This window comes from Herbaspirillum sp. meg3, assembly GCF_002257565.1.
In the GTDB taxonomy this organism is placed as follows: domain Bacteria; phylum Pseudomonadota; class Gammaproteobacteria; order Burkholderiales; family Burkholderiaceae_D; genus Herbaspirillum.
On sequence record NZ_CP022736.1, the window covers coordinates 3,727,072 to 3,741,002 of the forward strand.

The window sequence follows — 13,931 nt, forward strand, 5'->3', positions numbered from 1 at the left end:
GCTTACTTATTGTTCTTTTTATATTCCCGATCAAGATCACGCAGATGCGCCATCTTGTCGCCGATCTTGGCTTCCAGGCCACGCGGCACCGGCTGATACCAATGCGGATCGGGAATCCCGTCCGGCAGATAGGTTTCACCCGCAGCATAGCCTTCGGGCTCATCATGGGCGTAGCGATACAGCTTGCCGTAACCCAGTTCCTTCATCAGTTTTGTCGGCGCATTGCGCAGATGTTCGGGTACGCCGCGCGACTTGTCTTTGGCGACAAACGCACGCGCCTGGTTGTAGGCCATGTAGCCGGCATTGCTCTTGGCTGCAATCGCGAGATAAATCACCGCCTGCGCCAAGGCCAGCTCCCCTTCGGGTGAGCCGAGACGTTCGTACGTGGCGGCAGCGTCATTGGCGATGGTCATGGCGCGCGGATCGGCCAGGCCGATATCTTCCCACGCCATACGCACAATCCGACGCGCCAGATAGCGCGGGTCGGTGCCGCCATCGAGCATGCGCGTCAACCAATACAAAGCGCCGTCAGGACTGGAGCCGCGCACCGATTTATGCAACGCGGAAATCTGGTCATAGAAAGCATCGCCGCCTTTGTCGAAACGGCGCAAAGCATCCCCCAGGCATTCCGCCAACACTTCAGGACCGACGATGCCGACGTTTTTCGCCTGCGCGGCACGCGCCACGATTTCGAGATTGTTGAGCAGCTTGCGGCCATCGCCATCGGCGCTGGCGATCAGCATTTCTTTTGCTTCCGGTTCGAATTGCAAACCATCCAGCTCATCGCGGCAGGCGCGATCGATCAGCGCGCCGAGGTCATCTTCCGTCAAGGACTTGAGCACGTAGACGGCCGCCCGCGACAACAGCGCGCCGTTGACTTCGAAGGATGGATTTTCAGTCGTCGCGCCGATGAAGGTGAACAAACCACTCTCGACGTGCGGCAGGAAAGCATCTTGCTGGCTCTTGTTGAAGCGATGCACTTCGTCGACGAACAAGATCGTGCGACGGCCGGAATTGGCGCGTGTGACCTGTGCGCGCTCCACGGCTTCGCGGATATCTTTGACGCCCGACAACACCGCCGACAAGGCGATGAATTCGGCATTGAAACTGTCCGCCATGATGCGCGCCAGCGTGGTCTTGCCGACGCCCGGCGGCCCCCACAGAATCATCGAATGCGGCTCGCCCGATTCGAAGGCCACGCGCAGCGGCTTGCCTGCACCGAGCAAATGCTGCTGGCCGATGACATCGTCAAAGGAATGCGGGCGGAGACGTTCGGCTAACGGCGCAGAATTCATGCGGTTGTAAAAATGGAGAGTTAAGATTGCGCGGATCGCAGGATCGCTAGTCTAACCGATCCGGCAGCAGCACATCGGCTCAGATGCTAGAATCCTGCCGGGTTCGCTGGTATGCGGCGGTTTTAAACCGCGTCAGTACGGCAATACATCGGACTTGCCATTCTGCTTACATCACTTCCACGCCCAAGGGCGTTTCTGCTCATGCCTTTTGTTGTCACTGATTCCTGCATCGCCTGCAAATACACCGACTGCGTCAGCGTCTGTCCCATGGATTGTTTTGTCGAAGGGCCCAACTTCCTGGCGATTGATCCGGACGGCTGCATCGATTGCTCGATGTGCGTGCCGGAGTGCCCGGTCGGCGCGATCTATAACGAAACCGATCTGCCCGACGCCTTGAAGCATTTCACCGATCTGAATGCAAAGCTGGCCAAGCATCCAGGTTGGAAGCCGATTACCCAGGCACAGGCACCGATGCCGGATCACGAGCAATGGCGCGATGTGGAAGGCAAGATCGACATGCTCAAGATGTCGACCTGAGATAACAAGCTGATCAGTTGTTGAACACGTCGGCGCCCTTGGGCACGACGAAAGTGAAGCTGGTGGCCTTGAGCGGCGGATTCTTTTCAAAGTTCGTGAACGACAGCAGCGACGTCTGACCGAACGAATCGCGCAGCTCCATCGCTTGCGGCACACCATCCTTCAAACCGATTCCGATACGATCGAAGGTCGTATCCTTGCTCTTGGGCGTGGCTTCCAGCCATTCCATGCCATCCTTGGCGCCGCCCTCTTTCAGCGTGAAATTCTTTTCCAGATCGTTGCTGCCGAACAGAATCGCAGCAGGCGACGAGCCGAGCGCATTGCCCAGCTTTTTGGTAGTGACCTGATTCAAGTCCTTGTCGTAGATGAACAGCTTGTCGCCATCGGCTTGCAAGACTTGCTCATACGGCTTCTGATAGGTCCAGATGAATTTACCCGGACGCGAAAACACAAAAGTGCCACTGGACGTATTGGAGACCTTGACCGTGCCGCTGTCGGTCTTGACCAGACGCTGCACGAACTGGCCTTTGGCCGATTGCGTCGACGAGACAAATTGCTTGAACTGCTCCAGCGCGCTCGCCGAAGCCTGCGCGGAAAACAGCGCTGCGCTCAAACCCGCCACCGCAGCAGCGAGTTGCCATTTCTTCATGCGAGGTAAAGCGGATCGTTGGTCTTGCACTGCTTCTTGTGCTACTTCTTGCGTTGTTTCTTGTCTTGTTGTTTGCATAGATTATTCCGAGGTATTTCCTGCCGGCACGAGGATTTCGCGATTGCCGTTCGATTGCATGGTCGATACCAGACCGCTTTGCTCCATCTGCTCCAGCAGACGCGCTGCACGGTTGTAACCGATGCGCAAATGACGTTGCACCAGAGAAATCGATGCCCGGCGGTTTTTCAGCACGACAGCAACGGCCTGATCATAGAGCTCATCGCCTTCACTGCCGCCCGCAGCGCCACCGCCGATGGCCCCTTCGGCATCGTCGGCAACACCTCCTTCTAGGATGCCCTCGATGTAATTCGGTTCCCCCTGCTCTTTCAGATGGTCAACCACGCGGTGGACCTCTTCATCGGAAACAAAGGCGCCATGCACCCGGATCGGCAAACCGGTCCCCGGCGGCATGTACAGCATGTCACCCATGCCGAGCAGCGCTTCCGCGCCCATCTGGTCGAGAATCGTGCGCGAGTCGATCTTGCTGCTGACCTGGAAAGCAATCCGTGTCGGCACGTTGGCCTTGATCAGGCCGGTGATGACATCAACCGATGGACGCTGCGTAGCCAGAATCAAGTGAATACCGGCCGCGCGTGCCTTTTGTGCGATACGGGCGATCAGTTCTTCCACCTTCTTGCCGACCACCATCATCAGATCAGCCAATTCGTCGATGATGATGACGATGGTTTCGAGCTGTTCCAGCGGCTCCGGCGCGTCCGGTGTCAGGCTGAATGGATTAGGGATCTTTTCGCCGCGCTTTTCGGCGTCGGCGATCTTCTGGTTGTAACCGGCGAGGTTACGCACACCCAGCTTGGACATGCGCTTGTAGCGGCGTTCCATTTCGGCCACGGCCCAGTTCAGCGCATGGCCAGCCTGTCGCATGTCGGTCACGACCGGCGCCAGCAGATGCGGGATGCCTTCGTAGATCGAGAGTTCCAGCATCTTCGGATCGATCAGAATCAGGCGTACCTGTTTCGGCGTCGATTTGTACAGCAGCGACAGGATCGTTGCGTTGATACCCACCGACTTGCCGGAACCGGTCGTACCCGCAACCAGCAAGTGAGGCATCTTGGCGAGGTCGGCCACGACCGGATTGCCGGCGATGTCTTTACCGAGCGCCACCGTCAGGCTGGAATGGCTGTCGTTATAAACCTTGGAGCCGAGAATTTCAGTCAGGCGCACGATCTGGCGCTTGGGGTTCGGCAGCTCCAGGCCCATGAAATTCTTGCCTTGAATAACTTCCACCACGCGGATCGATGTCAGCGACAGCGAACGCGCCAGGTCGCGCGCCAGGCCGACGATCTGGCTACCCTTGACGCCGGTGGCAGGTTCAATTTCGTAACGGGTAATCACCGGGCCTGGATAGGCGGCAACGACCTTCACTTCCACGCCGAAGTCGGAGAGCTTCTTCTCGATCAGGCGGCTGGTGAATTCCAGCGTCTCGACGGTGACCGTCTGCTGTGCCGGCGGCGCCTCATCCAGCAGCGACAAGGGCGGCAGGCTGGAGTCGATATCCTGGAACAGGCTGGTTTGACGTTCTTTCTCGATGCGCTCGGACTTGGGCACCGCCACGACTTGCGGCTCGATACGGATCGGCGGCGCTTCGACGATCTTGGCGCGTTCCTGCACCACGACTTCTTCGCGCTTGACGGCGGCAACGTGGCCGACCTTGCGGTCTTCGCGCGCGGAATAAAAATTGCGAATCCAGAAAATACCGTCTTCGATGGCGCCGCCAATGCGTTCCACCGCGGCCAGCCAGGACACATGGAAGAACAGGCTGAAGCCCAGTCCGAACAACAACAGCAACAGCAGCGTCGCACCGGTAAAACCCAGCGACGATTGCGCCGCGCTACCGATCATTTCACCCAGCACACCACCCGGTGCACGCGGCATTGGCGCCTTCATCGAATACATGCGCATGTATTCGATACCAAGACTGCCTGCCAGCAGGAACACAAAGCCGATGGCGCGGATCAGACCTTCCTGATGATGTTCAGGCTCTGCCTGCTTCTGCACCAGAAAACGGTTCGCCAGTTTGCGGTAGCTGCGCCAGATGGAATGCGCCAGCAACACGCACCACCACCATGCCGACATACCAAAAATATAAAGCATCAGATCCGCCAGCCAGGCGCCGATGCGACCGCCCCAGTTGTGCAGATGGGGCACGGTATTGGCCACCGACCAACCGGGGTCGTTACGCGAATAAGTCAGCAGGATGATGGCAAGGTAGGCAAACAAGGTCGCCATGGCCAGCCAGCGTGCTTCGTAGAGCAGGCGCACCAGCCTGCTGGGCAGCGGTGGCGCTTCGGCGGCTTTGGTCGTACGGGTGTAGGCTTGGCTGGTTTTGGTCATAAATCTTTATCTGGCGCACTTCTAATGCATTTTTGAAACTCAGACGACATTGTAACGGCGATTACCGGCCAGAAAAGCGGCTCGCGGAAATCACCCGCAGATTGCGTCGTTCCGGCCCTATTGAATGGATAGCGTAATTCCATCAGGCCGGTCCGGCTGTTCGTCTATAATCTTAACCGTTTTGCAGCGCAATATAGGGCAAACGGCAACATAAGCCGTACAAGCCGCGCAGAGCCGCTATCGGCGGCCTCCGGCCTCCTTGCCATGCATTGAAATTCAGCAGACCGACATCATGTACTTGATGTTGTTGCTGCGTCTACTTCTGTTCAGTTCACTAAGAGTATTTTATGACCACGTCCAAACACGCCAAGGTTTTGATTCTCGGTTCCGGCCCCGCCGGCTACAGCGCCGCCGTCTACGCAGCGCGCGCCAACCTCAATCCGGTGCTGATCACCGGCGTCGAGCAAGGCGGCCAACTGATGACCACCACCGACGTCGAAAACTGGCCGGGCGACCCGATGGGCGTGCAAGGTCCGGAACTGATGCAACGTCTGCTGCAACATGCAGAACGTTTCAATACTGAAATCATTTTCGATCACATCCACACGACCAAATTGTCGGAAAAACCGTTCCGCCTGATCGGCGACTCCGGCGAGTACACCTGTGATGCCCTGATCATTGCCACCGGCGCATCGGCGCAATACCTCGGCCTGCCTTCGGAAGAAGCTTTCATGGGCAAAGGCGTGTCAGCTTGCGCAACCTGCGACGGCTTCTTCTATCGCGGCAAGGAAGTCGCCGTGGTCGGCGGCGGCAACACTGCCGTGGAAGAAGCGCTGTACCTGTCGAACATCGCCAGCAAGGTCACCATCATCCATCGCCGCGACAAGTTCCGTGCCGAGCCTATCCTGATTGATCGCCTTCTGCACAAAGTCACCGAAGGCAAGATCGATATCAAATGGCACCACACCCTCGATGAAGTCATCGGCGACGACAGCGGCGTGACCGGCATCAAAATCAAATCGACACAAGACGGCAGCGTTACGCCGATCACTTTGCACGGTTTGTTCATCGCGATCGGCCACAAGCCCAACACCGGTATTTTCGACGGCCAACTCGATATGCATAACGGCTACATCAAGACCCGCACCGGTCTCGAAGGCTTCGCCACCGCCACCAGTATCAACGGTGTGTTCGCTGCCGGCGATGTGCAGGATCACATCTATCGCCAGGCCATCACCAGCGCCGGTACCGGCTGCATGGCTGCGCTCGATGCCCAGCGTTATCTGGAAGGTCTGGAATAAATCGGGTTGAAGTTGAATTGAAGCTGAGTTGAAGTGCGTCAACACTGAACAAGCCGCCCATCGGGCGGTTTGTTCACTTCAGAAGGATAGGATGATGCCGCTGCGCCCACTATATGCCGCCGTGCTTGTCTCGCTACTGACGCTGTCGGCTTGTACGGAGACCCACATTAACCGTGCGTCGCCTTCATCCACGTCTGCCTCGGCTTGTGACGCCGCTGCCGTTCAAGACCTGATCGGGCGCGCTGCCGACGCAGGGCTCCAGCAACAAGCGCAGACAAAGGCCGGAGCAAGCAGTGCGAGGACACTCGGCCCGCGCGACGTTGCGACCATGGATTACAATCTGCAGCGTCTCAATCTCTATACCGACGACAATAGAATCATCATCCGCATCTCCTGCGGCTGATCTGTCTACATTGCATCCGAAGCGTCTGTCCCGCCATGACCACGTTCAAAGACTTTTCTTCACTCCGATCCCTGCGCAAGGACTTGCAAGCGCAGGAAGAGTTGCGCGCCAAAGAAGAAGCGGAACGCCTGCGTGCCGAACAGCGTCTGCGCGAAGAAGCCAACATTTTTCGTGACAGTATCGGCAAGGTTGCGCCACTGCGCAGCAGTGAAAAAGCCAGCCTCACGCCACCACCGCCATTGCCGATTGCACGCCATCACATCGCCGACGAACAAGCGGCGCTCATGGAGTCGCTTTCCGACGAGTTCACCTTCGACACGCTGCTCAATAGCGATGAAAACCTGAGTTTCGCCCGGCCCGGCGTAGGCAGCGACGTGCTCAGCAAGCTGCGCCGTGGTCATTGGGTGATTCAGAATCAACTTGATCTGCATGGCTTGCGCCGCGATGAAGCACGGGAAGCACTCGGAGAATTTTTGCGTCAGGCGCGCCGCCGCGGCCAGCGCTGCGTGCGCATTATCCACGGCAAAGGACTCGGTTCGGTCAACAAGGAACCGGTGCTGAAACAAAAAGTGCGCAACTGGCTGGCGCAGAAGGATGAAGTCATTGCCTTCTGTCAGGCACGTCCGGCTGACGGCGGTTCGGGCGCGCTGGTCGTGTTGCTGCAATCGAGCACGCCAACCAATGCGGGCTAAACGCTGCTTCTGCTTCTACTACGCTGCTTTGGCGCCAGACAGATTCAGCGTATTTTCAACATCTCCGCCAGCCAGTCGACGAAAGCGCGCACGCGCGGCGACAAGTGCCGGTTGTGCGAATACACGATTGATACCGGCATAGGCGGCGGCTTGAATGCCGGCAGCACTTCTTCCAGCACACCCTGCTCCAGCAAATCCTCCACGCCGAAACGCGGCGCCTGCACGATGCCCAATCCCGCCAGACAGCACGCCATATAGGCTTCGGAACTCGCCACCGACACCTGCCCTTGCAGCTTCAAGGTTTTTAGCTCGCCGTTCTGCATGTATTCCCACGGCAAATCGCGACCGGTGCGGCTGGAGAAATAGTTAATCATCGTGTGCTTGTCCAGCTCCGCCAGCGTGTGCGGACGGCCATGTCGATCAAGATAGGTTTTCGAGGCGTAAGTAATCTGCTCCATCGAGCCGATATTGCGCGCGATCAGCGTCGAATCGCTCAGGATACCCACCCGCACCACGCAATCGACGCCCTCGCCGACCAGATCGACGAAGCGATCGCTGGCATTAAGCTTCAATCGGATGTCCGGATAACGGGCAAAGAATGCCGGCAATTGCGGAATCACCACCTTGTGCGCCAGGCGTTCCGGCAAATCCACGCGCACGATGCCTTGCGGCTGTTCGCGGTCGAAGAGGTTTTCCACGTCCTGAAATTCCGCCAGCAGACGTTGGCAGCGCTCCAGATAGGCGGCGCCATCGTCGGTCAGCGTCACCTTGCGCGTGGTTCGTTGCAACAGGCGAACGCCCACGCGTTTCTCAACGGATTGGATCGCATTGGTCACGGTGGCCGCGGGCAAACCCATCTGCTCGGCGGTCTTGCTGAAGCTTCCCAGTTCGGCGACGCGCACGAACACTTCCATAGCCTGAAGACGGTCCATTTTTATAATTATCCATTTTCGAATAAAGAAATCATTTTAACGCTATTTATTCGAAAAAGAATAATCCCAATAATACGATCCAAGCGCTCAGGCATGTCGCCAGACAAGCGCACCACTTTATTGACGGGAAGAAACACCATGGAAAAACGTACTCTCGGCCGTAACGGCCTCGTCTCTTCGGCGCTCGGTCTGGGCTGCATGGGCATGTCGGATCTCTACGGCCCGGCCAATGAGCAAGACGGCATCGCCACCATCCACGCCGCGCTGGAAGCCGGCGTCACGCTGCTCGATACCGGCGACTTCTACGGCATGGGTCACAATGAAATGCTGATTCGCGATGCACTGCACGGCGCTGGAAGCAAGCGCGACAATGCGCTCATCAGCGTCAAATTCGGCGCCATGCGCGATGCCGGCGGTAACTGGGTCGGCATGGACAATCGTCCGGCCGCGGTCAAGAATTTCCTCGCGTATACGCTGCGCCGCCTTGGCACTGACCACATCGACATCTACCGCCCTGCACGTCTCGATCCAAATGTGCCGATTGAAGATACCGTCGGTGCCATCGCGGAAGAAGTCAAAACCGGTCGCGTACGCCATATCGGCCTGTCGGAGGTAGGTGCAGAAACATTGCGCCGCGCACATGCAGTCCATCCCATTGCCGATCTGCAAATTGAGTATTCACTGATCTCGCGCGGCATAGAAAAAGACATCCTGCCGACTTGCCGCGAACTGGGTATCGGCATCACCGCTTATGGCGTGTTGTCGCGCGGTCTGATCAGCGGCCATTGGGATCCGTCGCGTCAACTCGCAGCCAATGACTTCCGCAGCACCAACCCGCGTTTTTCCGGCGACAATCTCAAGCACAACCTATCGCTGATCGAGGTGCTGCGCGCCGTTGCCGCCGACAAACAAGCCACGCCGGCGCAGGTCGCCATTGCCTGGGTACTGGCGCAAGGCAGCGATATCGTGCCGCTGGTCGGTGCGCGCCGTCCGGAACGTCTTGCTGAATCGTTGGGCGCATTGAAACTCACGCTGACAACACAGGATCTGGCACGCATCGAAGAAGCCATTCCCGCCGGCGCCGCAGCGGGTGATCGCTATGCCGCCTACGCGATGGCGCATCTGGACAGCGAAAAATAAGCAGCAAGATCCATCAAGCTTTGCTTCCGGCCGGAACCGATCAGAAGAGATTGAACTGGCCGGATAGCGATACTCGCGGCGGACGCGCAGGTGGAATGAATTGCGACGCATCGAGCATGTCAAACCACCCGCGCTGATGCATGGCGCTACGCTGTACCGCCTTGTCAAAACGCTGACGAATCAGATCCGCCCAGACGCCCTCACCACGCATGCGCGTCGCAAAATCCGAGTCGTTGTCTTTGCCGCCGCGCATCTCGCGGATGCGATTCATCACGCGATTGGCGCGATCGGGAAAATGCGTCAGCAACCACTGCTGAAACAGGGGATTGACCTCCCAAGGCAAGCGCAACACAGTATAGCCGGCACGATGCGCACCCGCGTCAGCAGCCGCCTCAACGATGCTTTCCAATTCAGGTTCGTTGATAAAGGGAATAATCGGTGCAATGCTGACGCTGACCGGAATACCGGCATCGGCCAAGGTACGGATCACCCGCAGACGCCGTGTCGGGGTTGCTGCACGAGGCTCCAGCTTGCGCGCCAGTGCCGGATCGAGCGTCGCAATGGTCACTGCCGCAATCACCTGGCGCCGCGAGGCCATGGCCGCAAGAATATCCACGTCGCGCTCTATCAACGAAGACTTGGTGATCAGCGCCGCCGGGTGACGGCATTCGTCGAGTACCTGCAAAATGCGCCGGGTAATCTGCAGCTCGCGCTCGCAGGGCTGGTAGGCATCCGTATTAATGCCGACGGTGATGGTCTCTGCAACATAAGACGGCTTTGCCAGCTCCTTGCGCAGCAACTCCGGTGCATTCACCTTGGCGAAAATCCGGCTCTCAAAATCCAGCCCCGGCGACAAACCCAGATAGGCATGCGTAGGGCGAGCGAAGCAGTACACGCAACCGTGCTCACAACCCCGGTAGGGATTGAGCGACACATTGAAAGGCAAGTCAGGGGACTTGTTGCGGCTGATGATGGTCTTGGCGACTTCTTCCGTGACGACGGTGCGCAGCGCACCTGCTTCTCCATCGGCGTCACCTTCTTCACCTGTACCCCAACCATCGTCAAATCCTACGCGTTGCTGGGTTTCATAACGGCCCTGGATGTTACTGACGGCACCGCGGCCCTTGCGCGCATCGAATACCTGCGAAAACGTCTCGCCGGCGCTCTCCAGCGTGCGTGTTGTCTGCAGCGGCACCGGTCGGTAAGTTGACTTTGCCATGGCGATCCTTCAATATAATATACTGTATAAATATACAGTATATCGTATCAATAAAATGCTATGCGCCCGTTCGCAATATTCAGTTCAAAAAGCGTGCCCCGGTGGTCATGGTCGCCATATCCACGTACGAGGAGGCGTTGTGATTGCGCTGGGAAAAATTGATCGCATGACCGCCACCGTTGTAGTTGCGGGCATTGATGCTCTCCAGCGCGCGAATCAATTTCTCGCGCGTCAGGTCGCGTCTCGCCCGCTGCAAACCTTCCACCAGCACGCGCGCGGCGATGTAGCCTTCGAGACTGCTGAAAGTCAGATCTTCATAACCTGCTTCAGACATGTTTTTGCGGTATTCCGCTACCAACGGCATGGAAACGCGCCACGGGAACGGCACCACCTGCGTGACCAGCAGGCCACGAGCAAGATCGCCAAGCTCTTCCGCCAGGGCTTTGTGCCCGACAAACGAGCTGCCGTAAAACCGCCCCAGAAATCCTCTGGAGCGCAGGGCTCGGACGATATGAGCACTGATGAGATAGTTCCCACTGAGCAGCATCACGACGTCGCTGTGCGCAGCAAGTATTTTGTCGACGACCGGTTCAAGATTCATCACATCCGCATCAATGTCGACACTGATCAGGTCGACTGCTTCGGCCTTGGCCTTGCTTTCGGCGGCATGCTTGACTGCCATCCCGTATTGGTCGCGTTGATACACCAGCGCGAACTTACGCAAGCCGACGCAACTGAGTTGGTGCAAGGCATAAGCGAACTCGTCAGCATAGCTGGCGCGTAATGTGAAGAGATAACGACTGGATGTGGAATGAAGAAACGTGCCGCCGGTCATCGGCGCAAAGAAGGGGATCCTGGCTTTGGCCGCAATGGGAAATGCAGCCTGACTGGTCGGCAAACCAACAAAACCGAACAAGGCGAACACCTTTTCGCTTTCGATGAGTTGACGGGTATTGTAGGCGGCGAGAGAAGCCGTGTACTTATCGTCGCGCGTGATCAGTTCAATGCGCCGACCATACACGCCACCCTGCTTGTTGATCTTGTCGAAATACACCTTGGCGCCGATGAGCAGTTGCCGCGACATCTGCGCCGTAGGCCCGGACAGTCCGGCAGACTGCCCAAGCAGAATACGGGTAGCGGTCACACCCGTTTCGGCGTGTGCAGGAGAGAATAACCACACTAACAGCACCGGAAAAATTCGAAACAAACAACTTCGATGCCGTTCCTGCATGCGCTCTCCCCTTCATGGTTTAGACCGCTTCCGCTCCTGTCTCGCCGGTACGGATGCGAATGACTTGCTCAACTTCCTGAACGAAAATTTTGCCGTCGCCAATCTTGCCGGTACGTGCCGCCTTGATGATGGCGTCAACGACAGGCTCGACCACGCTGTTGTCGACGACAACTTCGATCTTCACCTTGGGCAGGAAATCGACCACATATTCAGCGCCGCGATACAGCTCAGTGTGGCCCTTTTGACGACCGAAACCTTTGACTTCGGTCACGGTGAGACCAGTAACGCCAACCTCAGCCAGCGACTCGCGCACCTCGTCCAACTTGAACGGTTTGATGATAGCAGTGACTTGCTTCATGACAACTCCCTCCTTATAAAATGTCGCAAAAAATCGAATTAAATCTATGAAAGTTTTTGGCGTTCACACTCAAACGCACGCACCGAAACCTCGCGTACTGAAATACTAATTACTCACGAAATCTCGATGTGATCGGATAGCGCCAATCACGTCCGAACGCCCGATGCGTCACACGAATACCAACCGGGGCCTGGCGGCGCTTGTATTCGTTGATCTTGATCAGGCGCGTGATACGTTCGATATCTTCCATACGATAACCGGCGGCTTCGATTTCGCCAATGCTGCGGTTTTCTTCCATGTACATTTGCATGATGCCGTCGAGCACCTCATACGGCGGCAGCGAATCCTGATCTTTTTGATCAGGGCGCAGCTCAGCCGAAGGCGGACGCGTCAGGATGCGCTCCGGGATCACCGGCGAAACACTGTTGCGGTAGGCACACAGACGATAGACCAGCGTCTTGGCGATGTCCTTGATCACCGCAAAGCCGCCTGCCATGTCGCCGTAGAGCGTACAGTAACCGACCGCCATCTCACTCTTGTTGCCGGTGGTGAGGACGATGGAACCGTACTTATTGGACATCGCCATCAGCAGCGTGCCGCGAATGCGCGCCTGAATGTTTTCTTCCGTCGTGTCTTCCTTGAGTCCCTTGAACTCTTCGGACAAAGTATTTCTGAAAGCGGTGAAGCAATCGTTGATGGAAATCTCATCGTAGCGAACCTTGATGCGCTCGACCATATCGCGCGAATCAAGCCACGAAATGTCAGCCGTGTAAGGCGACGGCATCATGATTGCGCGCACCTTGTCGGCACCCAGCGCATCAACCGCTATAGCCAGCGTCAGCGCGGAATCGACACCACCCGACAAACCGATCAGCACACTCGGAAAACCATTCTTGCCGACATAATCGCGCACGCCCAGCACCAAGGCCTGATAGACCTGTGCTTCGATAGACAACGCCGGCGCCATCTTTGGATTGCGGATTTGCACGCCGTCAAACTCGATCAGTTGCAGATCTTCTTGCGCATGCGCCAGGCTGGCGACCAGTTCGCCGGCGATGTCCATGACGAAGGAATTACCGTCGAAAATCAGTTCATCCTGACCACCAACCAGGTTGGCAAATACCAGCGGCATGCCTTGTTTGGCCACATTCGCGCGCATCACATCCAGGCGCAGCAATTGCTTGTTCATGTGGTACGGTGATCCGTTAAGAATCAGCAATACTTGTGCACCGGCTTCTTTAGCCAATGCGGGAGCACGTGGAAACCAGGTGTCTTCGCAAATATTGATACCGAACTTAGTCCCTTTGACGTCGAATACCAGCGCCTGTTCCGACGAAGTGAAATAGCGTTTTTCATCAAAGACGCTGTCGTTCGGCAGTTCCAGCTTGCTGTAGGTACCGGTGATGCGGCCGTTGAGCAGAATCGATGCTGAGTTGAATCGTGCACCATCTTTGAGCGTCGGATGACCGACCACGACATGCACGTCTTTCAATGATGCCAGCTCAGCGGCGAGCGCCTGCAACGCTTCTTCGGTTTTTGCGTAGAATGCCTGGCGCAGCAAGAGATCTTCCGGTGGGTACCCCACCAGCGACAATTCAGGCGTAAGGACGATATCGGCGCCCTGCTCGGCGGCACGACGCGAAAAATCGGCGATTTTGTTGCGATTGCCCGAAATATCCCCAACTGTGCTGTTGATCTGGGCGATGGCGACTTTGACTGACATGATGGCAGGTAAGAATGAGTAAGAAAATGATGATGAAGA

At 57.2% G+C, this 13,931-nt stretch carries 13 protein-coding genes; 5 read left to right on the forward strand and 8 right to left on the reverse strand.

What is annotated here, in order from left to right; translation table 11 throughout:
• Positions 1 to 2: 2 nt before the first annotated feature.
• Positions 3 to 1,295, reverse strand: coding sequence for a replication-associated recombination protein A (locus tag hmeg3_RS16815; RefSeq protein ID WP_094564736.1), 1,293 nt, complete (start codon positions 1,293 to 1,295; stop codon positions 3 to 5).
• 201 nt (positions 1,296 to 1,496) lie between these two features.
• Between hmeg3_RS16815 and fdxA the strand changes: the two genes are divergently transcribed.
• On the forward strand, positions 1,497 to 1,832 hold the full coding sequence (gene fdxA, locus hmeg3_RS16820) for a ferredoxin FdxA (protein ID WP_094564737.1): 336 nt from the start codon (positions 1,497 to 1,499) through the stop codon (positions 1,830 to 1,832).
• Positions 1,833 to 1,845: 13 nt separating this feature from the next.
• On the opposite strand, the gene lolA is transcribed toward fdxA, so the two are convergent.
• Both lolA and hmeg3_RS16830 read right to left on the reverse strand, forming a co-directional pair.
• Positions 1,846 to 2,481: an outer membrane lipoprotein chaperone LolA gene (lolA, locus tag hmeg3_RS16825; protein WP_094564738.1), complete on the reverse strand. Its 636-nt coding sequence runs from the start codon at positions 2,479 to 2,481 to the stop codon at positions 1,846 to 1,848.
• Positions 2,482 to 2,562: 81 nt separating this feature from the next.
• Positions 2,563 to 4,893, reverse strand: a complete 2,331-nt coding sequence (locus tag hmeg3_RS16830) for a DNA translocase FtsK (RefSeq protein WP_094564739.1) — start codon at positions 4,891 to 4,893, stop codon at positions 2,563 to 2,565.
• A 347-nt stretch (positions 4,894 to 5,240) separates the two neighbouring features.
• Between hmeg3_RS16830 and trxB the strand changes: the two genes are divergently transcribed.
• The 3 genes from trxB (at position 5,241) to hmeg3_RS16845 (ending at position 7,289) form a co-directional block, all read left to right on the forward strand.
• Complete coding sequence (gene trxB, locus hmeg3_RS16835; protein ID WP_094564740.1) at positions 5,241 to 6,194, forward strand: thioredoxin-disulfide reductase; 954 nt, start codon at positions 5,241 to 5,243, stop codon at positions 6,192 to 6,194.
• A 94-nt stretch (positions 6,195 to 6,288) separates the two neighbouring features.
• Entirely contained in the window at positions 6,289 to 6,597 is a 309-nt protein-coding gene (locus hmeg3_RS16840; protein WP_157739295.1) for an I78 family peptidase inhibitor, read from the forward strand.
• Positions 6,598 to 6,632: 35 nt separating this feature from the next.
• Positions 6,633 to 7,289 (forward strand): Smr/MutS family protein, encoded by a 657-nt coding sequence (locus hmeg3_RS16845; protein ID WP_094564742.1) that lies wholly within the window; start codon positions 6,633 to 6,635, stop codon positions 7,287 to 7,289.
• A 44-nt stretch (positions 7,290 to 7,333) separates the two neighbouring features.
• On the opposite strand, the gene hmeg3_RS16850 is transcribed toward hmeg3_RS16845, so the two are convergent.
• Entirely contained in the window at positions 7,334 to 8,221 is an 888-nt protein-coding gene (locus hmeg3_RS16850; protein WP_094564743.1) for a LysR family transcriptional regulator, read from the reverse strand.
• Between the two features lie 138 nt (positions 8,222 to 8,359).
• On the opposite strand from hmeg3_RS16850, the gene hmeg3_RS16855 reads away from it, so the two are divergent.
• Positions 8,360 to 9,361 (forward strand): aldo/keto reductase, encoded by a 1,002-nt coding sequence (locus hmeg3_RS16855; protein WP_094564744.1) that lies wholly within the window; start codon positions 8,360 to 8,362, stop codon positions 9,359 to 9,361.
• A gap of 40 nt (positions 9,362 to 9,401) precedes the next feature.
• Here hmeg3_RS16855 and hmeg3_RS16860 read toward each other — a convergent pair whose 3' ends face one another.
• The 4 genes from hmeg3_RS16860 to hmeg3_RS16875 all read right to left on the reverse strand — a co-directional run bounded on the left by hmeg3_RS16860 (position 9,402) and on the right by hmeg3_RS16875 (position 13,892).
• Complete coding sequence (locus tag hmeg3_RS16860) at positions 9,402 to 10,580, reverse strand: PA0069 family radical SAM protein (protein WP_094564745.1); 1,179 nt, start codon at positions 10,578 to 10,580, stop codon at positions 9,402 to 9,404.
• Between the two features lie 79 nt (positions 10,581 to 10,659).
• Positions 10,660 to 11,724, reverse strand: coding sequence for an ABC transporter substrate-binding protein (locus hmeg3_RS16865; protein ID WP_157739296.1), 1,065 nt, complete (start codon positions 11,722 to 11,724; stop codon positions 10,660 to 10,662).
• Positions 11,725 to 11,830: 106 nt separating this feature from the next.
• On the reverse strand, positions 11,831 to 12,169 hold the full coding sequence (locus tag hmeg3_RS16870) for a P-II family nitrogen regulator (protein WP_007881397.1): 339 nt from the start codon (positions 12,167 to 12,169) through the stop codon (positions 11,831 to 11,833).
• A gap of 109 nt (positions 12,170 to 12,278) precedes the next feature.
• A complete protein-coding gene (locus hmeg3_RS16875; protein WP_094564747.1) occupies positions 12,279 to 13,892 on the reverse strand; it encodes an NAD+ synthase in 1,614 nt (537 codons plus the stop codon).
• Between the last annotated feature and the right edge of the window lie 39 nt (positions 13,893 to 13,931).